Below are 25,991 nucleotides of genomic sequence, written 5' to 3'. Positions count from 1 at the left end.
GCCCGATGGGTTGAATTATCCCCGTTTCACCGCCTGACCGCTCACACGCGAATGGCAGACACCAGGCTTCATGATCTGCGCGTTACGGTACAAGTGTTGCAACATTAAACCAGCATTCTGCTTCAGATTTTCCGGGTGACGAGCCGTAGAGCCGCACCCTTTTCGGACTTCAAAGCCAGGGTCGGCGCTCCTTCAGCCTTCCCATTCGTTATGAAGTCATTGGGTCGACGTTTGTCGGTCAACTGCTTCAAGACGGAACGGTGGGCATGTGATTCATGCCCAATAAACATTAGAGAACGTGGAGACACCCATGCAAACAGACACAACTCGCGAGAACTCGCCGGCCATCGCGCCGCAGACAGGTGCGACCCAGCAGGACCTGTCCGCGACCGCACCGGGTCAGCTGCGTGTGATCAAGCGTAACGGCACTGTCGTTGCGTACACCGATGACAAGATCACCGTTGCCATCACCAAAGCGTTCCTCGCAGTTGAAGGTGGCACCGCCGCCGCGTCTTCGCGTATCCACGACACCGTTGCCCGCCTGACCGAACAAGTCACCGCGACCTTCAAGCGTCGCATGCCTTCGGGCGGCACCATCCACATCGAAGAAATCCAGGATCAGGTAGAACTGGCGCTGATGCGCGCTGGCGAGCAAAAAGTGGCTCGCGACTACGTGATCTACCGTAACGACCGCTCCAAAGAGCGTGCTGGTCGTGGCGGCGAAGCCCCGGTTCAGGCTCACCCGTCGATCCGCATCACTGCCAAAGACGGCAGCCTGGTGCCGCTGGACATGGGCCGCCTGAACACCATCGTCACCGAAGCGTGTGAAGGCCTGGCTGAAGTCGACGCCAACCTGATCCAGAACGAAACCCTGAAAAACCTCTACGACGGTGTAGCGCTGACCGACGTCAACACCGCACTGGTGATGACCGCGCGTACCCTCGTCGAGCGCGAGCCGAACTACTCGTTCGTGACCGCCCGCCTGCTGATGGACACCCTGCGTGCCGAAGGCCTGGGCTTCCTGGGTGTCGCCGAAAGCGCCACTCACCACGAAATGATCGACCTGTACGCCAAGGCCCTGCCGGCTTACGTCGCAAAAGGTATCGAGTTCGAACTGCTGAACCCTGTGCTGGCCGAATTCGACCTGGAGAAACTGGGCAAGGCGATCAACCACGAGCGCGACCAGCAATTTACCTACCTGGGCCTGCAGACCCTCTACGACCGTTACTTCATCCACAAGGATGGCGTGCGTTTCGAACTGCCGCAGATCTTCTTCATGCGCGTGGCCATGGGCCTGGCAATCGAAGAGAAAGCCCGTGAAGACCGCGCCATCGAGTTCTACAATCTGCTGTCGTCCTTCGACTACATGGCGTCGACCCCGACGCTGTTCAACGCCGGCACCCTGCGTCCACAGCTGTCGAGCTGCTACCTGACCACCGTTCCGGATGACCTGTCGGGCATTTACCACGCCATCCACGACAACGCCATGCTGTCCAAATTCGCAGGCGGTCTGGGCAACGACTGGACCCCGGTCCGCGCGCTGGGCTCGTACATCAAGGGCACCAACGGCAAATCCCAGGGCGTCGTGCCGTTCCTGAAAGTCGTGAACGACACCGCTGTGGCCGTGAACCAGGGTGGCAAGCGCAAGGGCGCTGTCTGTGCCTACCTGGAAACCTGGCACATGGACATCGAAGAGTTCATCGAGCTGCGCAAGAACACCGGTGATGATCGTCGTCGTACCCACGACATGAACACCGCCAACTGGATTCCTGACCTGTTCATGAAGCGCGTCTTCGACGACGGCAAATGGACCCTGTTCTCGCCTTCCGAAGTCCCGGACCTGCACGACCTGACCGGTAAAGCCTTCGAAGAGCGCTACGAGTACTACGAAGCGCTGACCGAATACCCAGGCAAGGTCAAGCTGTTCAAGACCATCCAGGCCAAAGACCTGTGGCGCAAAATGCTGTCCATGCTGTTCGAAACCGGCCACCCGTGGCTGACCTTCAAGGACCCGTGCAACCTGCGTTCGCCACAGCAGCACGTCGGCGTGGTCCACAGCTCGAACCTGTGCACCGAGATCACCCTGAACACCAACAAGGATGAGATCGCGGTCTGCAACCTGGGCTCGATCAACCTGCCGAACCACATCGTCAACGGCAAGCTGGACAGCGAAAAGCTCAAGCGCACCATCGACGTTGCCGTTCGCATGCTCGATAACGTGATCGACATCAACTACTACTCCGTGCCGCAAGCCCGTAACTCGAACCTGCGCCACCGTCCGGTTGGCCTGGGCATTATGGGCTTCCAGGACACGCTGTACCTGCAGCACATCGCTTACGGTTCGGACGCTGCTGTCGAGTTCGCCGACCGCTCGATGGAAGCCGTCAGCTACTACGCGATCCAGGCTTCCTGTGATCTGGCGGACGAGCGCGGTGCCTACGAGACATTCCAGGGTTCCCTGTGGTCCAAAGGCGTGCTGCCGCTGGATTCGCAACAGATCCTGATCGAAGCCCGTGGCCAGAAGTACATCGACGTCGACCTGAACGAAACACTGGACTGGGCGCCAGTCCGTGCCCGCGTTCAGAAAGGCATTCGTAACTCGAACATCATGGCCATCGCACCGACCGCGACCATCGCCAACATTACTGGCGTTTCGCAGTCGATCGAACCGACCTACCAGAACCTGTACGTGAAATCGAACCTCTCGGGCGAATTCACCGTGATCAACCCGTACCTGGTTCGCGACCTGAAAGCCCGCGACCTGTGGGACTCGGTCATGATCAACGACCTGAAGTACTACGACGGTTCGGTTCAACAGATCGAGCGCATCCCGCAAGAGCTCAAAGACCTCTACGCGACCGCCTTCGAAGTGGACACCAAGTGGATCGTCGACGCGGCAAGCCGTCGTCAGAAGTGGATCGACCAGGCTCAGTCCCTGAACCTGTACATCGCTGGCGCATCGGGCAAGAAGCTGGACGTGACCTATCGCATGGCCTGGTACCGTGGTCTGAAAACCACCTACTACCTCCGTGCCCTGGCCGCGACCAGCACCGAGAAATCGACCATCAACACCGGCAAGCTGAACGCCGTTTCCAGCGGCGGCCACGGCCCGGACGACTCGGCGATCACCGCCCCACGTCCAGCCGAAGCAGCCCCGGCAGCCGGCCCGGCGCCAGTGCCAAAGGCCTGTGCCATTGACGAGCCGGATTGCGAGGCTTGCCAGTAATAAACACGCTGGACGCCGCACGTTTCTGAGCGGCGTCCGCGTTGTTGCCGAGTTTTTCGGCCTCCTCACGTACTGACGTACGCTCCGGGGTCCAAAAAACTCGGCGCCTGGCGGTCACTCGCTCAGACTCGCGCTCTTCATGCAGCGCCAGTAAAAAAAGCAAAATCAGGGGCTCAGTCCCCAAGACTTCATGTTCTTTGCGTGCAACGCCTGATACGCAACCAACACTCAAGATCCATCAGGTCAGTCATTACCACTGACCCTCACGCAGGAGACTCATCGTCATGCTGAGCTGGGACGAATTCGACAAAGAAGACGCCGCTGAACCCGCCAAAGGCGCCAACGCTGGCCACGCTTCGGAAGCTGCCATGGACAAACTCGACAGCGCCGGTGGTGCTGCCGCTCGCGACGCACGCGCCGTCAGTGCCAACGACTCCGCTGCCATCGCCCGCGCCAAAGCCGCGCTGGACAAACTCGACATCGCCGAGGGTCTGGCTGAACTCGAAGGCTCCGCCGCCCGCGTTGCTGTCGACGAAAAGCGCATGATCAACTGCCGCGCCGACCTCAACCAACTCGTGCCTTTCAAGTACGACTGGGCCTGGCAGAAATACCTTGACGGCTGCGCAAACCACTGGATGCCGCAAGAAGTCAACATGACCGCCGACATCGCCGTATGGCGTAACCCGGAAGGCCTGACCGACGACGAACGCCGCATCGTCATGCGCAACCTCGGCTTCTTCTCCACCGCCGACTCCCTGGTTGCCAACAACCTCGCGCTGGCCGTGTATCGCCTCATCACCAACCCTGAATGCCGCCAGTACATCCTGCGCCAGGCCTTCGAGGAAGCGATCCACACCCACGCCTACCAGTACTGCATCGAATCCCTGGGCATGGACGAAGGCGAGATCTTCAACATGTACCACGAGATCCCGTCAGTCGCGAAAAAAGCCGCCTGGGGCCTCAAATACACCCGCGCCATCTCCGACCCGGAATTCAACACCGGCACCGTCGAGACCGACAAAGAACTGCTGCGCAACCTGATCGCCTACTACTGCGTTCTGGAAGGCATCTTCTTCTACTGCGGCTTCACCCAGATCCTCTCCATGGGCCGCCGCAACAAAATGACCGGCGTCGCAGAACAGTTCCAGTACATCCTGCGCGACGAGTCCATGCACCTGAACTTCGGCATCGACGTGATCAACCAGATCAAAATCGAAAACCCACACCTGTGGGACGCCGAACTGAAGGAAGAAGCCTCGCAAATGATCCTGCAAGGCACCCAGCTGGAAATCGAATACGCCCGCGACACCATGCCTCGTGGGGTACTGGGTATGAATGCGGCGATGATGGAGGACTATCTGAAGTTCATCGCTAACCGTCGTTTGAGCCAGATCGGGTTGAAGGAGGAGTATCCAGGAACGACCAACCCGTTCCCTTGGATGAGCGAGATCATGGACTTGAAGAAAGAGAAGAACTTCTTTGAGACGCGAGTGATTGAGTATCAGACGGGTGGGGCGTTGAGCTGGGATTGATTTGATCCTGCGTGGAGTCGCATCAAAACCTGAACCCGTCTCATCAAAAATGAGACGGGTGCTACGAAAAGGGTTGCCAACTGGCAGCCCTTTTTGTCTTACCATGGTGGGAATGCAAGGGTTTGCACGTTTGGTTTTGGAGGTCTGCACCTCGCCTGATGGGCGACTCAGTGAGACCCTCCCGAGTGTTCATCGAACAGAACGGAGCCCGAGCAGCTTTGAAGCATGCCGCGTGGGCGAGGTACTGTCGCTTTCTAGGAAACATCCCGGTTGACTGAAAGGTCTGCCGGGATTTTGTCATTTAGGGGGATTTGAATTTTCGGGCTTAAAGTGGCGTCGACTTGTAGAATAGACCCCATATTTTTTTGATGCGCTCAGGAGTCATGGCAGCAATCGCCAGATACTGGGCGTCGTGCTTTGTATAGGGACTGATTTACCCATGGCTGACAAGCTGTCACTCGAAGCGCTGGAGTCCTGGCTCTGGGAATCCGCCAACATTTTGCGTGGTTCCATCGACTCCTCGGACTTCAAAAACTACATCTTCGGCCTGCTTTTCCTCAAACGTTACAACGATGTGTTCGAAGAGCGCGTTGCCAAGCTGAGGAAGGACGAGGGCCTGAGCTTTGGCGATGCCCAGGATGAGATTGAGGACAAATGGGGCAAGTTTCCGATCAGTGCCCGCTGGTTCGATCTGATCTCGCGTACCGAGAATATCGGTGAAGCCCTCGACAAGGCATTCGCGACCATTGAGGCCAACAACCCTGAACTGCAACACGTGCTGACCGCTACGCAGTATGGCGATAAGCGGGTGCTGTCGGATGCCACCTTGCAGCGTCTGCTGCGACACTTTAACCAGTACAAGCTGGGCAATGACGACCTGTACAAGGCCGACATGCTAGGCGATGCCTACGAGTATCTGATCAAGCAGTTTGCCGATGATGCAGGTAAAAAAGGTGGCGAGTTCTATACGCCCAAGGCCGTGGTGCAATTGGTAGTTGAGCTAATTGACCCGCAGCCCGGCCACAGTGTGTATGACCCCACCTGCGGGAGTGGCGGCATGCTGGTGGAGAGCGCCCACCATGTGTCCAACTTGTCCAATGGCACCTTGATGGGCAAGCCTAATGTTCTGCTGTACGGCCAGGAAAAGAACCTCGGCACCTGGGCCATCGCTAAGCTCAATCTATACCTGCATAACATGCATGCCGAGATTGAACGCGGCGATACGCTGGTCGAGCCCAAGCACCTAGACGGCGATTACCTGAAGACCTTCGACCGGGTGATTGCCAATCCGCCGTTCTCGGCAAAATCCTGGTGGGCACCGTTGGAGTGGAGCAACGAGAACGAGCAAGACAGTGGCAAGAAGCCCAAGGCTCCCAACTACAAGCAGGTCAGTGACCCTTATGGTCGCTTGGTCTATGGCGTCCCACCACGGAGTTATGCCGACCTCGCCTTTGCTCAGCATATGTTGGCCAGCCTCAAGGCCGATGGCCGCATGGGGGTTATCCTGCCCCATGGCGTGCTATTCCGCAGCGGTGAGGAAGGCAAGATTCGCGAGGGGCTTCTGTTCGGTACAGATGCGGCCAATGGTAATCAGCCCGGCGATCTGATAGAGGCAATCGTCGGCCTCCCGTCTGCCCTGTTCTACAACACCGGTATCCCGGCTTGCGTTTTGATCTTGAACAAGCAGAAACCCGTTGCGCTGAAGGGTAAGGTCATCATCATCGATGGCAGCCGCGACTACCTCGAAGGGAAAGCGCAGAACAGTCTGCGCGCTGAAGACATCACGCGCCTTGTGAGCACCCACAAGGCGGCATTTGAGCAGCAAGCTGAGGTCGAAAACTATTGCCGGGTAGTGACACTGGAAGAAGTCCGCAGCAACGACAGTAATCTCAATATTTCCCGCTATATCAACAACGGTGAGACCGAAGAAGTCGTGGATGTGGCCGCCACTTTAGAGCAACTGGCGGCACTTTCTAAGGAGGAGGCACAGATTGATGCGCGGCTGAACGGCTATCTGGCCGCGCTGGGGCTGTTGGAGGTTGAGGTATGAAACTGGGGGGTAAGTCTGGCCATCAGCAGCAGGCTACCGCTTCTAAGGATAACTATTCCTCTTGGCTGGTCGTTTCGCTAGCCGAAGTTACCAGGGAGTGTCGATCACGGAATAACGGCCAGCTGGATGACAAGCTACTTTGCGGGGTTCTTAAGTCTCACGGCCTTGTTCCGATGAGGGAGCGGGTGAAAGGTGACTCCACCGACCGCTGTAAACTCGTTGCTCCAAACGCATTTGCATACAACCCTATGCGTTTGAATATCGGATCTATCGCTCGGAACACTGCTGATCGCCGTGTAATGGTCAGTCCTGACTATGTTGTTTTTCAGACTGATCCTGAGCGCGTGTTACCGAACTACCTCGACCATGTTCGGTATTCAGGTCTGTGGAAAAGCTATGTTGGCGCTACTGGCGACGGCAGTGTTCGGGTGAGAATCTATTACGATCAGTTGTCAAACTTTCAGCTGCCACTCCCACCACTACCCGAACAGCAAAAAATTTCCACGATCCTCACAGCTGTTGACGCCAAGCTGGACGTAATTGCCCGCCAGATTGAAACCACACAGTCCCTCAAAATGGGCCTGATGAAAACCCTGTTTAGACGGGGTGTGGGCACGGAAAATGTCAATGGTAGCTGGATACCGCATACCGAGCTTAAGGACAGTGAGCTGGGGGATATCCCCGTGGGCTGGAAGGTTCGTACTCTCGAAAGCGTTGCGACTGTGGAGCGAGGAAAATTCTCTGCGCGCCCGCGAAATGACCCAAAATATTTTGAGAATGGAGATATTCCATTTGTTCAAACTGGCGATATTGCATCCGTACCTAGATACATAGAAAACGCGTCCCAATTCTTGAATGCTGATGGATTAGCGGTCAGCAAGCGCTTTCCGGCAGGCACTATTTTGATCACTATCGCAGCAAATATTGGTGATGTGGCTATCGCCAAAATCCCAATGACTTGCCCAGATAGCCTTGTCGGCATCAAAGCTAACTCGGATGAGTGCGATAACATTTGGCTTTACTATCAACTAGCGAATAACAAAGACTACTTCGACTCTAAATCAACGCAGAACGCACAAAAAAATATCAACTTGCAGGTGCTAAAGCCGTTCTTGCTCGCATTACCTAGCTTGACAGAGCAGCATCGCATCGCGGAGGTTCTCACCGCTCTTGATGACAAGCTTGAAGTGCTTGTATCTCGGCAAACCCAATATCAAACGCTTAAACGCGGCCTGATGCAAAAACTGCTAACCGGCGAGTGGCGGGTCAAGCTCGATAGTCCTAGCTGCATAGCCTGACTCTTTTTTCATGGACGAAATCATCACCATGACCTCGGATCCTGTGCCTGACCTTCAGCGCACCGTGCAGCGCAAGCTCGGGCGCTGCATGTTGCAGTTGCAGCAGTACGAACGGTTGCTCAAAGCCATGGTTGCCCATAGCGAGTTGAGTGGCCCTCCGGAACAGCTTCAAACGATTCGCGACGAAAAGGTTGCCTTTGCCCATAAGAAGACTCTGGGCTTCTTGGTGGGGATGCTGACCGAGAATTATCTGAAGCTTCCGGACTTAGCAGATGAGTCAGAGCAGACAGAGCCTATCGATCAGATATGGATCAGCTTCCGATGCCAGCTGGAGTTACCCGAGGAGCGCTACGCCGAGACAACGGCTGCGCTCAAGGAGCTGGTCGACCTGCGTAATGAGTTGGTACACCACTTTCTTCAGCGCTTCGACCTTTGGGGCTTGGATGGCTGCATAGCTGCGGAGACATATCTCGATGAAAGTTACGAAACTGTCGACGGCCATTACCTGACGCTGCGCGACTGGGCTAAATCCATGGATGAGGCTCGACAGCTCATGGTGTCCTTTATGGAGACCCCGGAGTACAGGGATTTCGCTATCAACGGTATTGGGCCGGATGGCACCGTACACTGGGCTAGCAACGGTATAACCAACTGCTTACGTGAAGCGGAAACCAAGCTGGCTCAGGCAGGGTGGACACCCCTTTTGGAAGCCATTCACTGGATAGCCAAGACCTACCCCGAGCAGACGCCCAAGCGCTATGGCTGCGGAAGCTGGCGTCATGTCATCCATGAATCGCAGCAGTTTGAAATTCGTAAGCAAAGCCAAGCCGATAAAGCCGCTACGGTGGTTTGGTATCGCAGTCGTCCGAGGGAAACCTCCAAGGAACAGGAGTAAGCAATGAGTCAGTCACCAGAGAAAGTCGGGGTCGAGCTGCCCGCTATCAACTGGCTGATCAAGCTGGGCTACACCCATCTGCCTGGTACCCAGGTACAGGTGGAGCATCGTCATCTGGCTCCGGTACTGGATGATGTGTTGCAGGCTCGGTTGCTCATCCTCAACCCATGGCTGGCGAGCGCCCCCGGTGGTATCAGCGCAGCGTTGATCGAGCTGCGTAAGCGCGTCAATGATGAGCTGTTGCCTGCCAACAAGGCGTTCTGGGAACAGGTGGTTCACCGTTCGGATATTCAGGTGAGGGATGTCGAGGGTAAGCCGCGCAGCGTGCGTTTCTTCGATGCCAGTGATGCCAGCAACAACGACTTCCATGTGGTCGATCAGTACGTGGGACGCAATGCGTTTGGGGATGTTTTCCGCCCTGACCTGTTGTTGTTTGTGAATGGCTTGCCGCTCGCCATCATCGAATGCAAAGCCAGCCATCACCGCTTGGACGAAGCTTTGGGCCAGTTGGATGGCTATCAAAGCACCTTCCCTACCCAGTTTGTATTCAACCAGGTCTGTGTAGGGCTTAATCGGCGTGAAGGGCTGTATGGCGCGATCCTGACCAAGCCTGCCTATTACGCCCGCTATCGGTTGCAGGCGCTGGAGACTACCGCTGTTACCGCCCTGTTAGGAGAAGCGCCCAGTGAGCAGGACAGTCTCCTATGGGCATTGTTTGAGCCGAGCCGCTTCCTGCAACTGATCACCCATTTTGTGCTGTTCGAAACCCGCGACGGCAAGACTGTAAAGAAGCTGCCGCGTTATCAACAATGGCGGGCCGTGCGCAAAACGGTGGAGCGCCTGCGCGCACCGAAACCTTCGGGCGGCGTCGTTTGGCACACTCAGGGCAGCGGTAAGTCACTAACCATGGCCCTGCTCGCTCGCATGCTACGGGCCGATAGCACGGGGTTGAACAATCCTACTGTGCTGGTGCTGACCGACCGTAAAGACCTCGATAAGCAGATTTTCGATACTTTCCACTCAGTAGGCATCAATGCCATTCAGGCCGTGTCGGTCGATGGCCTGCTGAAGATGCTGTCCAACGACTACGGCAGCGTGTTCACGAGCACCGTGCAGAAGTTCCAGGAGAACGACCAGCCCAGTGAGCAGGCCGCTGAGACGCCTGACGAAGAAGATGATGCCCTGCAAGCCACCCGCCACCGGCGGATTCGTGTGGAGAAGGACTTCTTCATCGTGCATGAGCGCAATGTCCACCACTTGGTGGTGGATGAGAAAGATGCTCCGATCAATGCCAAGTGGGAAGAAACCAGCCGGGAGAAGGTGCACTTCCGAGTGCTGAGCACCAAGCCCAACTTCTATGTGCTCGTCGATGAAGCTCACCGCAGCCAGTACGACTTTCTCGCGGCCTTTATGCGCGCCAGTTTGCCCAACGCCAAGTTCATCGCCTTCACCGGTACCCCGCTGCTGCAAGAGGACAAACACACGCTGGGCGAGTTTGGCGGTGGCGAGTACATCGACGAATACCGCCTGCATGAGGCAGTGGCGGATGGCGCAACCTTGCCAATCAAGTACCAGGATGCCTGGGTGGCCCTCTCAGCCAATTCTGATCTGGATGCCGCGTTCAAAGAGCAGTTCGCCGATCAGAATGAAGTTCGTCAGCACGAGTTGAAGCGTCAGCTGTTACGCCGTTGGCGTCAGGCCGGTGACCGCATGGAGCAGGTCGCCGAGCATCTGGTTGAGCATTTCCTCAGCAGCGTAAAGGCCAAAGGTTTGAAGGCCATGCTGGTGTGCGATGGCCGCGACATGGCGGTGCGCTACAAGGATCTGCTCGATGCGATCATGGCCAAACGGGTGAACGAAGGGCTGCCCACTTTTGACAGCAAGGTGGTTATTTCTCTGGCCAGCATCACCTCTTCCCGTACGGGCGCCTCTGCCATGGAAGAGGCGGCAGAGTATGAGGTCGACCTCGACAAGATCCAAAGCATTGAGGAACGGGTCAAGGCCGAAGTGAAAGCCGGAAATACCCCAGTGGCCATGCCTTCCGAGCAGATCGGCAACTTTGTCAGCAAACTGTTTCCCCTGCCCTACGGGGAAGAGGCTAAGGGGCTGGATGGCAAACCGCAGGCGAACAACGTCGGGCTGATCATCGTTTCTGACATGCTCCTGACCGGTTGGGATGCCCCGATTGTTGGCACCATGTACCTCGATAAGCCGTTAAAAGAACACACCCTGTTGCAGGCTATCGCACGGGTGAACCGCACGCTGCCCGGCAAAAATGCCGGTTACATCGTGGATTACCAAGGGGTGGTTGATAACCTTGATCACGCGCTGAAAATTTACGGCGGCGACGTGAAGCCTTCGCAGGTTTGGGAAGGTGTTGAAACCGAACTGCCCAAGCTGCAAGCCACGCTCGACCGAATCCTCAAGTTACTGCCGAAAAAGCATGACCCGATAGCGCAGCGCGAGGCCTACAAAGACGACACCGAGCGCTTCCTTGATCCTGCCACCCGACTGGATATGGTCGAAGAGTTCCTCGACCTGGTGAAGCAGTTCAACCGCTCAGTGGACATCATCCTGCCGGATGTTCGCGGCGTACCGTTCAAGCCCTATTTCACCCTGCTAGGTGAGATTCGCCTGATGCTGCGCGACAAGCTTCCCGGAAGTACCTACAAGGAACGCATCACCAAACTGGAGTCCGCGCTGCTGCAACAGCTGCTTGATGAGTACATCGCGGCCAGCCCGGCGAAGAGCCTGCTGGGTCATGAGGTGTCGATTCTGGATGCCAATGATATGGAGCGTTTAAAGAAACTGGCGAGCCCCGGCAGTCGCGCCCTAGTGATGAAAAACCAGCTCAAGCAAACCATCGTCACCGGCAAGGACAAGGATCCAGCATTCTTCGACAAGATCGCCGAGGAACTGGAAAAGCTGCTGGAAGAGGAAAAGGCGGGTCGCATTACTCAGGCCAAGTTCCTAGAGCAGCTGGAGCTGTTCAGCCAGCGTATTCAGGACAAGGACAACACCGGTTTTAATAAGCCAGCGCACTCGGCGGTGTACCACTACCTTGCCGCCCAACTGGCTGAGGGCACGGCAAGAGTGGCAACGACCAAGCTGTTTGAAGATGAAATGCTGAGCCGTGCACTGGCGACTGAAAACTGGAAAAAAATGCCGGATACGCACCCTGATTTTAGAGACCACTTGCGCGGAGTCTTGATGCCTCTGGCGGGGTGGGAGCGCTCAGTGGCGCGTGATCACGCCAAGCGAATCTTCGATATTTTGCTGAAAAACTAACGCGGCGTTACCCATGCCAGTCTTGAATTACGGTAAAACAACTATCGAGTGGTACTTCCAGCCCGATAGCAAACTCAAGCGCCACTACGTGACCGTGGAACGGGGTCGCCCCGTGCTTTTGCGTGGGCCGCTAGTGGATGAGCCCGAGCAAGAAGCTTTGGTGCTCCGCCGTGCGCGCTGGATTCGTGAAAAACTGGCACAGGTGAATCAGCCCCTTGCCAGCGAACCCATCGTGACGGGCAGTCGCCTGCGCTATGCCGGGCGTACGTACTTCACCGAGGTACGGCATACGCCGGACATCCTGAGACCTCGACTCAACTTCACAGCATCACGCTTCATCGTGGATAACCCGGATGCAGCAAGCATCCTACCCGACGTGCTGATGCCGTTGCTTGAGCGGTTCTACCGGGATCGTGCTCATGAGAAGTTGTTGGTACGAGTCCGTCACTGGCAGCGAGAAACCGGGCTTCAAGCCAATGGTGCTCGAATCCGCCACTTCCAAAGCCGCTGGGCCAGCTGCGATGCGAGCAACACCTTGGAGTTTCATCCTCGGATGATGGAGCTACCGGCCAGCGTCCAGGACTATATAATCGTTCATGAGCTGTGCCATACCGTGGAAAAGAACCACACCAAAGCATTCTGGGCGCTGGTGGCCAGCCATATGCCGGATTGGCAGAGGCAGCATCAGGTGTTGGAGCGGGCTGCTTTTGGTGCCACTGTATAGTGGAAAATTATGGTAAGAATCCAATAAATATATTTAAGAGAGTAGACGGATCTATGGCAAAGCGTGAGCTTCCACTTGAGATGGGGAATTTTGTCTGTAAGTTTGGCGATGCAAACTTAATAGATTATTTCGAGGAAATTGTCCTTCCTGCTTTTTCTGATAAAGGCCTGAGTAGGAAATATGGCCAGACATCTTATTTCTTTGAAAAGGTAAAGCTGGTTACGGTCGACGGTCGTGTTCTCCTTGCAGGAAGGATAATTAAGAACATGGTTTTAGAGAGGGAACAGGTCTACGAGGAAGGTAAAGGCCTATTGGCTGAAGCAGATGAGTTGAAATCATCTCCTTCAAGTGTTTTTGTTCTAATTCTCGATGTCCATAGGCTCTTGTATGTGAAAGAGACTAAGTTTGCGCCGAGCTTGGAGAACTTTAAGTCTACTGTAGAGAGTTTTCTGAAAATAAAGCATAAGGAATTTGTGGATGATGCATATGAGCAGAGGCGTGCCGAGGGAGAGAAAGTTACAAAGAAAAGTATCCTCGCCGAAAATTTCCCACCGAGCTTGGAGATTATTCCGCTGACATCAGCCAAGGGTATTGAAGAGTTTATTAAGCAGTACGATGTTCTTCGGTCTGTTACTTATGTCTTTTCTAATCGTAATGATGAACAAGACAATGAGGCGTTTTTTGATGCTGTTCAAAAGCAAAAAGACAGTGTCGGTAGTCAAAAAACTCAAGTCGTTCACAAGAGTACAGATGGATTAAACAAAGATAGCGTTATCGAGGAGGTACAAGCGGCGACAGCGCAAGGCACTCAGCATGTAAAGTTAGCTGGGGTGGATGATGCTGGAAATAAGCTGCTAGGAGATAATGAGAACTTTCAGATCAGGCAGAAAATAGCTTTTGCAACTAAGTTGCCGTCTAAAATGGCAGCAAAACTATTAGCGACATTTAATGATCTTGTCGGTGAAGGGCTGGTTAGGGTAAATGCGCCAGGGCAAAAAGTACTTGAGAAACTGAAAGCATATAGGGATGATTTGGATGAACTCTGATCTCTCACCTAAAGCTCTTTTAGAGGAAAAGTCACTTCTTGAGATATATAAAAAATCTCGGAGAATCCCTTTTAACTCCTTTAATTTCTGGAGCACCATCATCGTGGTTGTGATGGTGGCTATTCAATACTGCCTGCTAGATATTTCTATCACAGAAAAGTTGAAGATGGTTCGTGAGTTTTCTGTCATTGCAGTTGGGATCACAACAACAGTTCTAGGATTTCTATTAGCGGGCTTTACAATATTTGCCACTATCAGTCAGCCAGATATGTTAGTTGCTATGTCTCAACACAGGGAGCAAAAAAGTGGGCTATCATTTTTAAAGTATAATTTCTTTATTTTTATGAGGGTATTTATTTACTACATGGCCTATGCTGTTTTTTGTGTTTTTACTTTAATCTTTGCGATCAAGGGAGGAGTTATCCATTATTTGGTTAATATTTCTCCGATATCGCATGAGATTATTGAGTGGTTACTTGGCTTTTCGTATGTGGCGCTATACGGGGGGATGTACTTCTTGTTAATGCAACTGAAATCATTTATTTACAATGTATATCATTCGGTGATGACTGCTATCCGCTGGAAGGCCTCTTCGTAAGCTTGTCAAAATTTAATCCGGCCTTTCTATCTAGGATCAGTGGCATATTTATAAGTTGATTTATTGGTTCTAGACATTCGTCCCTATAAAGCAATTTCTCAGCGAGGCTCGGCCTCACTAGCGCCTGCAACGTCCCCTGCTCGATGGCTCTTTTCATGGCGCCCCTGCTCTCGCATCAAGCCAATACCCAGGGCTCTGGTATAGCGTAGGGGCATAGTCTGGAGACCAGCTCTAGCCGAGCGGTCACCGACCCTGGGTCAGCCGTGGGGTGTGATTGACCATAACGTCCAATTACACGCAGCCCGCCAATTCCAAACAGCCGGAACAACCTCGCTTTAGCTGTGGCCGCAGCACTAAGGCGTGTCGCGCAAAACTAGCGTTGCAAAACTGCTCACAGCGACGCACGCAATCCAAATCCGCTATCGCGTTGCTCGCTAACGTGGTGCCAGGCATGTCCCCCCAACGCGGATATCACGTGCTCGTATACCGACGGGTGCGGATGTTCATAAGAATTTGGCCCAGCAGCAGCGACGCATGCATGCAGGTTGGGCAAGCCCCGTATGAGCCTCTGTGAGAAATTTCGCTTAGAGCCGTGGTGCGGCAATACAAGCACTCCCACCCGGTCCCGCAACGCACCAAAGTGATTCAATAAAGCCAACAGTCTTCCTTGGTATGCAAGCTCAGCGTCGCCAGTAGCTAGCCAACCAATCTCTAGTTGTGATCTTGTGTGGGGTCTTCTGAGTAGGCTGAACGGAAGCTGAAGGCGGGTGATCATCGGTCGCTGTTGGGGGCCCGCATAGAGCGACATTGAGATACTGTTGGTACCGACCCACAACGCTCTGTAGCACTCGTTCAGCCGGGCACGACCTTTTTCATCACGCGCGTGGCGCACAATCGCTGAACGGGTCATGCGCCCTCCGAATTGAGCTTTGAGCGTCCCGATGAAAGCCTGCATTCGTTGCTTAGAAGGTTTATGGGCATAGGGGGCCAACAACCAGTCGAGCGGCACTCCGTTCACGTCAATGCTAACCGCAGCCCCTGCGGCAACATCCTGAACGGTCCCATTTCTCACAGATCGCTGCTTCACCGCTGACGAAGGCCATTTGATGCTTATGCCACCAACTTCACCCGCCTGAGGTCTCTCCCGTACGGGGTCGGGTAGACGCCATTCGCCCAACGGTCGGTCATCATCCACCGTCCGCACAAAACTGACCGTGCCAACACCACGCCTAATTAGCCATTTCGCAGGATCGACTACAAACTCCAGAAAGGTTCCGGATAGGCCTCCTTTCGCCAGATCACGGATTATGGCAACGGCGTAGTCAGCTGCATTTAGATAAGGAAGCACCACTTCAGCGACCGTAGTTGCCGCAAGCAACCGATCTACGCCGTTGACATGGTCACTGTCCAAGTGGGAGAGAAACAGTAGGTCAATTGGCCCCTGAGCCGCGACACCGAGAATCTCTTCGCTGAGGCGATCCTGCTGGTTGGAGCCGCAGTCATAGACCCAGCGCAGGGTCGCGTTTCCAGCCTGAAGTTGACCGCTGAACATCCCGCCTTGTCCGACGGGATGCTGAATCATGGTGACGTCCATGCGTACTTCTTCCCTACGTTGAATAACCACAAATCTGTCGCTGCCCTCTCCCTACTCAGAGAGCGCCCTCAACCCTTTCATCTACACTAAAGGTCCGCTGCACGACCCCGCTTGAACAAAGGGGCTTGTCGAACATGGACTCAGCCTTTGCGCGCCATCCACACGTCCTGGATAGCATCCCGCATCGCTTCAGAGGCGTTGAAGACGGTCGGACGAAAACGGTTACCAGCTCCAGTCGAGGCATTGATCTCGTATGCTTTTGGTGCATAAGCCGACCAACTATCCGGATCCGGTAGCGACCACTCGAATTGAAGCGGAACAAAGAACTGCGCGTCCGCATCTCCCCGGTAATCAGTGATCTGGACACCCCCGATAGCCTTGCCCTTAGCGATCACTCCAACGCCCGTGTGATACAGAAAAACAGTTGACCCTTTGCCTATGCGCTGCACCGCGTTCTTGCGTGAATAGTAGGCTGCTGCCTTACCTTTCTTGCCATCGCCGAGCATTTCACGCCATGCATCGTCCATGTAGGTGCGGTTGGTGTTAACGATGAAGACACCAGGGTTGGCCTCCATTATCAGATCCAGTTCGGGGTTGTAAGTGTCGAACTGAATGAACGGTTTGCCGCCTACTCGGTACAGCTTGTAGGTCAGGCTGTCGATATGAACACCCTTCTTCGACCAATACTGGATAGCTTCCAAAGTGTCGCGATCCACACCATTGGTTACCACAACGAAGCGCTGGTCTTGGTTGAACTCCTGCTCTTTCAGCGGCGTTTCAAGCCCAAAGTACTCTTGGTGACGAGCATTCAAAGCGCCCTGCAATCGCTGCTGCGCTTGCACCATCGCCTCTAGCTGAACGTAGGTGTAACGACCGAATTTCTGACCGTAGCGCATGACCTGAAGCAGATTCTCCGCGCTCGACTGCCACCGTTTCAGCTCGAAAATGAAAAGAGTACCTTTACGGTCTAGTGCCAGAATATCGGCCTCTTCCTGGAACTGCCGCTCTTGAGCCAGCAACATGAGCTGCTCTTCGGGAATCAACTCGACAAGGTGAGAAGCTAAGAACTCCTCAATGTGCTTTTCGCTAATCCCCAAGGCATCCGGGCGCTCGATAGGGACTCGACGACTGTCCACTAGGGCGGGCACAGTCAGCTCATAAAGCATTGGGGCTAATCCTTAGCGCCTTTATCTGCGGCGACAATGATGGCGAGATATATGAATAAAGCTTGTCCACCGAGTCAACATCTCAGGCGGCAAACATGCCATTATTATGGCATCACACTGACTAGTGTTAGCAAGTACACTCGCTCCGCTAGCCCCTGAAGACTATCACTCGGAAAATTCGTAAATGTTCTCGGTAGCCTGTCGTGCGCTATGTGGAGCTAGAGGGGATGATCTCCTCAGTGCCGCTCAAGGCACATAATCAGGAGAACAATCATGACCCAGAAATCCCAGGCAACCTCGCCCACACCGATGACTACCGAAGCTGCGGCCCGAATCCATTCCAGCGAAGCAAAGGGTAATGGCGGCCGGGTATCAAAGGATAGTTTCACAGCGCGGGCGACTCGCGCGGCTGAAAAGAACAAACGCTGATAAGGAAAACGCGGGGCATCTGCCCCGCCTCTTCACTAGGGACACCCGATGCATTCCAGAGGTCCTCTGCTCAAACTCGGACAATTGCTTCGCAACGTCTTAACCGATGCAGGATTGCGTCCGCTATTGAGCGAGCGCGGCATGGATAAAGACCTAGACGATGCGGCTATCGAGGCCCGTCCTGAATCCACCGCGGAGTTGATCGCCGAGATTGAGCAGGAATTACTTAAAACCGTGCACGCAGAGTGTGGCCCCTCTTGGCATCAGTGGTTGGACGCAGCTTGGCGTCACACCCGCGCAACCATACAACTCCTTGTACAAAACATTGATGAAATGTCTTGGGCTGATGATGAAGGCCAAGACCTTTACCGCGAGACGATTCAACTGCCGTTGTGCAAGGGCCTTCTTCAGTCGGCTCAGCATAGGATGCCAGGACCGCCTCTAAATGAACTGCTCGCGCGCCCCTTCCATACTTGGGTTGAATGGTTCTCTGCACAGTTGGCAATTGAGCAGGCAACCCTGGTAGAACGTCTGGAGCCATGCCTCAGCGTTGAAATGCGTAGCTTGCAACGGTGGCTGCAAGGCAAGCCAATCAAGAAAAGTTTCTGGCCGTTCCGAGAGAAACTGGAAGTGTGTGCAGATGGTGCTCTGCCGGAACGGAAAATCGAGCTTAGTACAGGTTGGCTGATCGTGGCGATTGCCCTGCAAAACATCCCTATCGGTTTGCGAGTAGCCGTCAGCCAATCGCTCCCGCATTCCCCCCCATCGCTTGACGATGTCATCAACCGCTTTGCTCAACGCCAAATGCAGTGGGCTTTTCACGGTATTCGTAAAAAGGCCATACCGCTCATCATTGAAATCGAAGAGTTATTTGCGTCAACAACAGCGCATGCGGAAACCATCCAACTAAACCTTCAACAGCTGCAACAGCTAATCAGGCAAGGCACAGAACACGAGCAAGCGCAGCTCCAATACCAGCATGACTGGCTGGATGCGCGACTGGCTGCTTTTACTCGTCCTCACAGTGAAGCCATAACGCTATACCTGCGAGCAGTCGAGCAGGCTTGGTGGCGAAAAGGAGCCAATCAGAAGGCACTGCTCACAGAGGCACTGCTTTTCGCTGTCGGTGCTGGCGAGCAGCGTGTTGCAAAACACTTCTGGGACAAGACTTTTTTACTAGGCCTCAACCACTGGCCAAAACGCCCATTTGATGAGCAACAACGCCGGAGCCTCGCCTTGGCCTTTGAGCATCGTTTCCAACCATTAAAAGCAAATGATCGCGTGCCACCAGTCATGGAAATGGTGGTTCTGGACAGCCCCTTTCGCGTCACAAGCGAAGCTCTTGAGGCTCCAAACCGAAAAGTTAAATACGCCGCTGGGCGCACACGACGAACACCGCTTATGCAGGCTGTCATGATGGGCACACTGGTTGACGTGCAGGCTCTCTTGGAACACGGTGGAGACCCAAACGACTATATCCCGGAGTCAGGTGAAGGGCCGATCAGTTATGCAATGCGCCGGGCCTGCGACCAGAAAGATCCCGCAATCATGTATCACTTGCTCAGCGCGGGACTGAACGTCGAAACGGTAAACCGCCCCGCCTCCACAAAAAAAGAAACTCCGATGAAATGGGCCATAGAAATGGCTGACGCTGCCGCCGTCGAACAACTACTGCAACTGGGTGCCCAGACTGAAAACTCCTGCGGATATCAAGCCTCGGCGCTGTGCTACGCAATGGCACTATTCCACCCCAGCAAACGACCAGAAACAGCATTCGCTATCGAGCAAGAACTTTACGTCAACGGCAAGACTTGCGGTGATGCGTATGACGCCAAAGAAGGTGTCGCAGTGGACGTTGATCTACCTAGCCGCCGTCTTTCCATGCTCAGCATGATGAAGAACCCTCGTTACCGAAACCTCTTCCAAGCCACTAAGGAATACTATTCACGCCCCTTGGAAGACAGACGCCAAGTCATCGAAGTCCTACTCAAGCACGGTGCCAACCCCAACCGTCGCTACCGAGTTCAACCGGAGCATTTAGCCGAGTGGACCCCAACACTATTCGCCGCAGAAGTTGGGGATCTAGCTCTGTTTGAACTCCTGCTAGGCCATGGCGGTGACGCAGCACTGACCCTTATGCCCGGCAGTAGTCCCTTGCAGACTTATGATGCGTTATGGGTAGCGGTAAGCCATAGCAGACGAGAAATTGTGCAATACCTAACCCAAAGGTTGGGGCCGGACACAAACTACTAGCGGCCCTACTTTAAAACATCATGTGCAGACAGCCCTCCCCCTGCCAACTCAGGCTAGTGGTCGAACGTGGCCTCGACCAACGGGGCGCCTTCCGGTCGACCAGGGGCGCTGGTGACCTACCCCCGAAAGGAGCCACGCCAGACGCGACTTCAATGAGAGAGGCAAATGACCATAACTGCAAATTACGCGCAGGCTGATGAGTAGCAAGAGCCTGGCGGGCTCGAATGCTCGGTAGAATGAGCCCAGCCGCTATCATCCTCAAATGGCGCTGATGAAAAAGAGACATCGATGTGACAGCCCCATGGAAGCAGCGGAAGCTGGCTCCCTCATTCAGGTGGTCGACTGATCATCCAAACCTGCCAGCCACGTGAGTACCTCGGGAGTGACCTTAACCGGGAATACCCAGTTTCGGTAAACCTGCTGGTAATACCCGCTGTGCATCCGGGCTTGAGTCTTGAGCAGGTCACGAATCTGCGGGCTGAATGCAAGCGAGCGAACGGCCAGCGATCCTGAGGGCAACACCCGTGCGGTAACCCACATCCCGTTGATGGTATATCGATACTCCACCAACCGGCACCTTGCGACCCCAGGAACGGACTCGGCAATGGGTATCGCATCTTCTTCGGTTGACCTGACCGGCGCGGGGTACACCCATTTTTTGTGCTCGACCCGGTGCAGAATTTCTTGGCGAATCGCATCCGAAGGTATTGCTTCCTGACTGCCGAGCAGTCTACTCAGGTCTATCTCCAGCGCCCAAAATCCAGCAATTTTTAAACGCTCCAGCTTTTCTTCATCCACGAATGAGGTCACTGCGATCTCAATCAACATGCGCTGCCCACCGCGTAGATCGACCAGGAGATCAGGCCTAAAATTGCCCATCCAAACTTCCTCCTGAATGGCTTCAAAATCCCACCAGCTGGACGAATCACCGAACGCTGGTGGATGATCAGGTAGATGCGGAACTTGAAGACCCATGGTTTCGCGAATCACCTGCTTGCCATAGAGATGCAGTAGCGTTTCGCGTCCAACGACACAACTGGTCTTATTGGAGCTGTGCGCAAAATGGTGTTCGTTCAGGGTGCCCTGACGGGCGATTAATGCCTCACCACATTCGACACACGTACAGGTGCAGGCAAGCCCACGCGGGACTTCTGCGACAGTGACCAACTGCTGCTGGCTGTTTAGGGCAACAAACATCGACATAATGGCGTCCTCCGGCGTTAAGAAGGACTCCAGAGTCACCAACGCTGACTTAATTAACCTCCCCCATACCCCCTTAAAAAGGGTTTTCGGGGTTTTGCGCCATGCTTGATTGGCCCGTACTAGAGCCGTTATGGACGAAAATATGCAAGATCGGCTTAAGCTGTTGCGAGAAGAGCTAAATGCTAATGCCCCTCAAGGAAAAGCGTACGACATCATTGGATACGTAGTTGATGCAACACTCAGGCAAAAGGCTGAGAACGCTACCGAAGTCGTCCGATTTAATCGCGACAATTTTGCCACTGCCTGCCACCCTAGCCGCGATGCAAGGCAAGTGGATGTTGGGAAATGGGTTCCAAAAACCCAAGATTTGCAGGCCGCGTTACAGCGACTGCAACGAGGGCATGCGGGCAAATCCCAAATTGTGCTCTGCGAAGAAATAGGCGGCGGACGAGGGCGAACAAACCAGTACTGGCTGGCCTTAGAGGAAAAACCCGCAATACCCGATCAGGCCACGCTAGCGACTCCAACACACGATCTGATCTACCACCGTTCAACCAAGGGCGAGGTGAAAACGGCACTGATACTGCGCCGACTGTTCAGGGACGGAGAGCTGCGAAACCGCAGCCCCAAAGGCCTGCTTTTCCTTGGAACTGTAATGCTGGCATCCACCATCTGGGTCGTGATGTTCGCCATTTCGCTACTGGGGATGTGGATGTCGAATCAACCCCTGAGTATCGGTCACCTCACCCAACTGATCGTCTCCAGCTCAATGTTCTGGCTGGTGTGGCAAATCGTCTATCAGCCTTGGTGGCGCTTGCTGGATGACCGCGTTGTGAGCGCGCCATTGTGGGTGGCCGCCTTGGCTGAAGATCCGTGTCAATTGGAGATGTACCGCCACGGCGGCGAAAAGTGGATCCGCCTGGTGCGCTTCTCGGCGAACTGCCCGCTCTGCGGTGGTGGTGTCACTCTGACCCACGGTAAACCGGACCAGAGCGTGCCGTTAGTGGGACGCTGCCTGGAAAGCCCTCACTACCATGTGTTCAGCTTCGACCGCAGTCACCTTCTCGGGACCTATATTGGTCCGCCACTGCCCGAGGCATTGAAGTTATCCACTCTAGAGAGCGCGTGATGAAGTCCAAACCTGTCGAATCGACCGTACTGACCTGAGGGTAATTTTTATCATTTGAGCAGGCTGCGCAAAAACCAATGCCAACGGCAGTAGACTTTGCTCCCTGCAATACATCGACACGAGATGAACAGAGCGCGAGCAAGCGTGCGGACCCCGGTGGCAGGCTATTCGTCCCAAGTCAGTGCTCTTGGAGGGCTCTGCTTCTAGCTTTGTCATGCGAGATCGCAGCTGTTGGGCTCATCTATCAGGTACCGACGCTGGCGTCGAACGCGCACCGAACATCCGCTGACGAAAAAGGCGGGGAGATATGCTCCCGATTAAAAGCGCCTAGCGGCATGAAGGGTTTGTGATTGACGCCACGATAGGTGTTTACGACGCCATTGGGAAAACACACCTGATAGTTGGGCTCTATGCCCTAGCCCATTTCACCGAACTGCACGGTCGCGCCGTCAACGGAGCGCAGATTTTTCATGACCTTGCGCAAAACAATACGGCCCAGTCGGGTGAGAGTGAAGCTATTCCATTGCAGAGGGTTCACTGCGAATTTGTTTGCTGTGGAGTGAAAAAGCCTTGGGTCTGCTAGCAAGACGGTGAACACCTGGGGTTCACGCAGGCGTCATGGGTGTCAGCAATTGCGCTTCGATTTGAAACGCATCCTCCACCGACAGACCGTTCATGATGTTTTCGATGATGGTTTCACGCAGGGCGCGAATACCGCTCGGATAAATATTGGCCGGGTCGTGGTAGTGGGCGGCCATCAGCTGTTTCGCCTGCTCACGGGCTACACGCCGAAGGGGCGTGACCGCTTTTTCGCTGTGCTGGCCGTACAGGTCAAAGGCCTGATCAACGGTAGACCAGTCGAAAGCAAAGCAGCGTTGTTGTTCAGCCGCGCAATCGTGTTGCCACATGGCACTGCCGGGGTACTGATCCCCAGCGCTGACGATGATCAGGGTCAAACGCGGCAGGTCGCGCTCCGCAACGAAATCGTAGATCACCCAGAGAATTCGCCCCATGCGCACCGGAATCAGGTTGGCCACTCGTTGATCATCCGGGTAGCGGGTTTGGGCGCACTCAATCAGTTGGCCATAAGTCAGGATCTGCCGGGCGGTGGCGAGTTCAATCAGCAGCGGATACAGCAGTCGGGCGAGTTGGACATCCAGTAAGGTACGGGCCATGGTGTATTCCTTGAAGGGTGTTGAGTGCGCAGCGCGGGGTCGCCTCCGTCTGAGCGTCGGCGCGATCCCATGCCATGAGTAATTGCCCCTATTCCAGGGCTAGCTCAATGGTGACTTTACCATTATTGGCTTCAAGCTTTACGATAGTGCACGCAGTGAGGCCAATACCCAACAGGACCTCCAATCCCTCTTTAACGCAGGTTTGGACCGCCAGCGGGGTCACGGCGCGCAACGCATCGGCGGCGTTGCCAGCGGGTCGGGCCACAGCCCCCACCGGGGCCGTGATCAGGGTCTGGGCAAAGTTCACCAGGGCTTGGACCCGCGAGGCCTGGCCCGAGTTGTTTTCGCGCCAGCGGCGCACCCCCTGTTCGGTGACGCCAGCCGCCTCACCGATTTTTTTGTAGGAGAGGTGGGTGTGGTTTTTGATGCTCTCGACCAAGGCGTCAGTACCGTGGATCAGATCACCCTCGGTGGTGAGTCGGTTCAGCGCGGCGTGGATAGCGTCAACCATGAGTCCTTCCTGTTTGGTAAACTGTTGATATACTATTTACGGTACGCGAGCCTATTTCAGTTGTCAATTACTGCATACCAACACTTTGGTTTACAGGCGCACAGTATTCATCCCATAAGGCGCAAGGTAGGCTGGGGCGTGACGCAAGGTCCGCAGGTACTTGAGACCACCCCGGTGGGCTGGCAGGCGCGGAGGAGACAGAGTCGAACCGCTGTGCGCATAACACGGTTTTGGTTAAACACCAGACAACGCCTGATCACATCAGTCATGCGCGTAACGAGCGCGCAGCGGCGATCATGTGTTTCATTCAGACATCCCGGAACAACTGGCACCCGTCTATCGATCTCAACGATGTGCTGACACCTCAACACACGGCGGCCCCGTCATCTCAGGAGGTGCCTGGCACCTGTGTGGATACCGGCCAGCGCTACGCACGGTAAATTGCGCGGACTCTGACTGTGGAACGCGCAACGTTTGCACACAGACCCCAGACCGGCTTTTCCCGAGGAGTTTTTCCCTTGGCACCGGTCAGGTCGCTACCCCGGATACTTACCCTGTTCAAAGTCACTGGGATGAGCCGAGCAACGTGACGCTTCTGCAACCGACCGCATTGGGCGTACGTACATTGTGATCACTCCCCCTTTTTCCCTCGCAACACGCCCGAAGCACAGGGGAATACTTGGCGTTGAACGCCACAACGGTAACGCGATTTTTTCATCGTAACCTCACCGCGTTACACAAAACATCGCTATAGCCTGCTTTCGACTGTCTGAACTATAGGAAACTATAAAATCTTGTTGGACCCTGGCTGCGTAAGCAGATCCACGGGAAGATCAGGGGGCGGTGGGGGGCTGACGGGGGCTGGATCTGGCGCTCACGGCCCCGAACGACCACCGCACATCACCACCGACTCTCAGGTTCGGGAACGGATAGACAGCTACCCTCTAAACCTATCGAGTATTTCATGCAGGGTGATCCACGGGCGGTCGAACTGAGAATGCTGTTGTTGGCAGCTTTCAGCATGGATAAATCGCTGCTCCGCTGCGACTAGCGCTTGCCGAGCTTGGCAAAATCGGCAGACCAAACCACCATCGAGAATGTGAAACGTCGTATTCCACTGCGTTAATTGCTGTTCCGCATCCATGGCATCAATCCTTCTGATGTCTGTAGCCCTCCTCAAACATATCCTTGCGTGGCGCCGTTTAAATGCTCAATCGGATACCCTCATTTGGAGGCTCACCGATGCTCAACGGCTAGTGGCAAGAAGCAGCGCTCACAGCGCACCGCTGTACCTGAATTTCATTACCAAGGGCGGAATCGGAATCATGCATGTAGAACGCTCTGGTCAGGCGAACTCACAGCTCATGAAACCTCCTCATCCTCGTCGGCGAGAGGAGCGTCCAGATCGATATCGACATTGCGGGTTAGCTCGCCGATACGCTGCAACATCTCAGAACTGATAGGCCTGAGACGATCCGGGTGAGCTTCGATGTCATCATCTAGCGCTTTGAGAGACGCCGCTATGTCGTCGTGCGATAGGATCAAGGCCATGCGATTGCTCCTTGGAAAACTGGCGGAAGTCTCGGTAAGTCGCACTAGCATAGACGCACGGGACGCTGAGTACCGGGCATTGCCCCCTGATATCGAATGGCGTGCATCGCAAGATTCTGCCCTTTGCCTGGCCGCAAGTGAGTCGGTGATATCCGAAGGTTGTTGCAGACCAAAAGCTCACGAACCGGCAGAAGACAGGACATGTGGCCCAGAAGATCAACGGACTGTAACAGGTCTCAGCGTACTTTGGAGCGGATAGCGCTCCTGGTCAAGACCACCATAAGACGCCTTTACGAGCACTGTCCCGACCCCCTGGTTTGATC

18 protein-coding genes are annotated in these 25,991 nt (G+C 54.8%); 12 read left to right on the top strand and 6 right to left on the bottom strand.

The window, feature by feature from the left end:
• The first annotated feature begins 310 nt into the window (after nt 1–310).
• The 9 genes from ACIQAL_RS10090 (at nt 311) to ACIQAL_RS10050 (ending at nt 14,657) form a co-directional block, all read left to right on the top strand.
• Nucleotides 311–3,226, top strand: coding sequence for a ribonucleoside-diphosphate reductase subunit alpha (locus ACIQAL_RS10090; protein ID WP_401144913.1), 2,916 nt, complete (start codon nt 311–313; stop codon nt 3,224–3,226).
• A 284-nt stretch (nt 3,227–3,510) separates the two neighbouring features.
• Nucleotides 3,511–4,758, top strand: coding sequence for a ribonucleotide-diphosphate reductase subunit beta (locus ACIQAL_RS10085; RefSeq protein WP_341962976.1), 1,248 nt, complete (start codon nt 3,511–3,513; stop codon nt 4,756–4,758).
• A 439-nt stretch (nt 4,759–5,197) separates the two neighbouring features.
• Nucleotides 5,198–6,808, top strand: a complete 1,611-nt coding sequence (locus tag ACIQAL_RS10080; protein WP_401144911.1) for an N-6 DNA methylase — start codon at nt 5,198–5,200, stop codon at nt 6,806–6,808.
• Nucleotides 6,805–8,106 (top strand): restriction endonuclease subunit S, encoded by a 1,302-nt coding sequence (locus ACIQAL_RS10075; protein WP_401144909.1) that lies wholly within the window; start codon nt 6,805–6,807, stop codon nt 8,104–8,106. The genes ACIQAL_RS10080 and ACIQAL_RS10075 overlap by 4 nt, the downstream gene beginning before the upstream one ends.
• A 10-nt stretch (nt 8,107–8,116) precedes the next feature.
• Nucleotides 8,117–9,001, top strand: a complete 885-nt coding sequence (locus ACIQAL_RS10070; RefSeq protein ID WP_401144907.1) for an OST-HTH/LOTUS domain-containing protein — start codon at nt 8,117–8,119, stop codon at nt 8,999–9,001.
• Nucleotides 9,002–9,004: 3 nt separating this feature from the next.
• Nucleotides 9,005–12,289: a type I restriction endonuclease subunit R gene (locus ACIQAL_RS10065; RefSeq protein ID WP_401144905.1), complete on the top strand. Its 3,285-nt coding sequence runs from the start codon at nt 9,005–9,007 to the stop codon at nt 12,287–12,289.
• Nucleotides 12,290–12,302: 13 nt separating this feature from the next.
• Nucleotides 12,303–13,013 (top strand): SprT family zinc-dependent metalloprotease, encoded by a 711-nt coding sequence (locus ACIQAL_RS10060; RefSeq protein ID WP_401144903.1) that lies wholly within the window; start codon nt 12,303–12,305, stop codon nt 13,011–13,013.
• 53 nt (nt 13,014–13,066) lie between these two features.
• The gene (locus ACIQAL_RS10055; RefSeq protein ID WP_401144901.1) at nt 13,067–14,059 is read left to right on the top strand and encodes a hypothetical protein; all 993 of its coding nucleotides are present in this window, start codon (nt 13,067–13,069) and stop codon (nt 14,057–14,059) included.
• On the top strand, nt 14,049–14,657 hold the full coding sequence (locus ACIQAL_RS10050; protein WP_401144899.1) for a hypothetical protein: 609 nt from the start codon (nt 14,049–14,051) through the stop codon (nt 14,655–14,657). Before ACIQAL_RS10055 ends, ACIQAL_RS10050 begins: the two co-directional genes overlap by 11 nt.
• Nucleotides 14,658–15,048: 391 nt before the next feature.
• Here the strand turns inward: ACIQAL_RS10050 and ACIQAL_RS10045 are convergent, their stop codons facing one another.
• Entirely contained in the window at nt 15,049–16,251 is a 1,203-nt protein-coding gene (locus ACIQAL_RS10045) for a hypothetical protein (RefSeq protein ID WP_401144897.1), read from the bottom strand.
• Nucleotides 16,252–16,391: 140 nt separating this feature from the next.
• Complete coding sequence (locus ACIQAL_RS10040) at nt 16,392–17,417, bottom strand: hypothetical protein (RefSeq protein ID WP_401144895.1); 1,026 nt, start codon at nt 17,415–17,417, stop codon at nt 16,392–16,394.
• Between the two features lie 273 nt (nt 17,418–17,690).
• On the opposite strand from ACIQAL_RS10040, the gene ACIQAL_RS10035 reads away from it, so the two are divergent.
• Nucleotides 17,691–17,846, top strand: a complete 156-nt coding sequence (locus ACIQAL_RS10035; RefSeq protein WP_401144893.1) for a hypothetical protein — start codon at nt 17,691–17,693, stop codon at nt 17,844–17,846.
• Between the two features lie 48 nt (nt 17,847–17,894).
• A complete protein-coding gene (locus ACIQAL_RS10030; protein WP_401144891.1) occupies nt 17,895–20,099 on the top strand; it encodes an ankyrin repeat domain-containing protein in 2,205 nt (734 codons plus the stop codon).
• 330 nt (nt 20,100–20,429) lie between these two features.
• On the opposite strand, the gene ACIQAL_RS10025 is transcribed toward ACIQAL_RS10030, so the two are convergent.
• On the bottom strand, nt 20,430–21,302 hold the full coding sequence (locus ACIQAL_RS10025) for a hypothetical protein (protein ID WP_401144889.1): 873 nt from the start codon (nt 21,300–21,302) through the stop codon (nt 20,430–20,432).
• Nucleotides 21,303–21,432: 130 nt separating this feature from the next.
• Here ACIQAL_RS10025 and ACIQAL_RS10020 point away from each other — a divergent pair, with 130 nt between their 5' ends.
• Nucleotides 21,433–22,431 (top strand): hypothetical protein, encoded by a 999-nt coding sequence (locus tag ACIQAL_RS10020; RefSeq protein WP_401144887.1) that lies wholly within the window; start codon nt 21,433–21,435, stop codon nt 22,429–22,431.
• A 605-nt stretch (nt 22,432–23,036) separates the two neighbouring features.
• On the opposite strand, the gene ACIQAL_RS10015 is transcribed toward ACIQAL_RS10020, so the two are convergent.
• From ACIQAL_RS10015 to ACIQAL_RS10005, 3 genes are all read right to left on the bottom strand, one after another.
• Nucleotides 23,037–23,606 carry a hypothetical protein gene (locus ACIQAL_RS10015; RefSeq protein WP_401144885.1) on the bottom strand — a complete coding sequence of 190 codons (570 nt, stop codon included), beginning with the start codon at nt 23,604–23,606 and terminating at the stop codon, nt 23,037–23,039.
• An 88-nt stretch (nt 23,607–23,694) separates the two neighbouring features.
• Nucleotides 23,695–24,117 (bottom strand): hypothetical protein, encoded by a 423-nt coding sequence (locus tag ACIQAL_RS10010; RefSeq protein WP_401144883.1) that lies wholly within the window; start codon nt 24,115–24,117, stop codon nt 23,695–23,697.
• A gap of 1,362 nt (nt 24,118–25,479) precedes the next feature.
• A complete protein-coding gene (locus ACIQAL_RS10005; protein ID WP_401144881.1) occupies nt 25,480–25,668 on the bottom strand; it encodes a type II toxin-antitoxin system PrlF family antitoxin in 189 nt (62 codons plus the stop codon).
• Between the last annotated feature and the right edge of the window lie 323 nt (nt 25,669–25,991).

The sequence above is a fragment of the Pseudomonas sp. NPDC088368 genome, from assembly GCF_044753445.1.
Taxonomy (GTDB): domain Bacteria; phylum Pseudomonadota; class Gammaproteobacteria; order Pseudomonadales; family Pseudomonadaceae; genus Aquipseudomonas; species Aquipseudomonas bambusae.
This window is presented reverse-complemented; position numbering and strand designations above follow the sequence as displayed.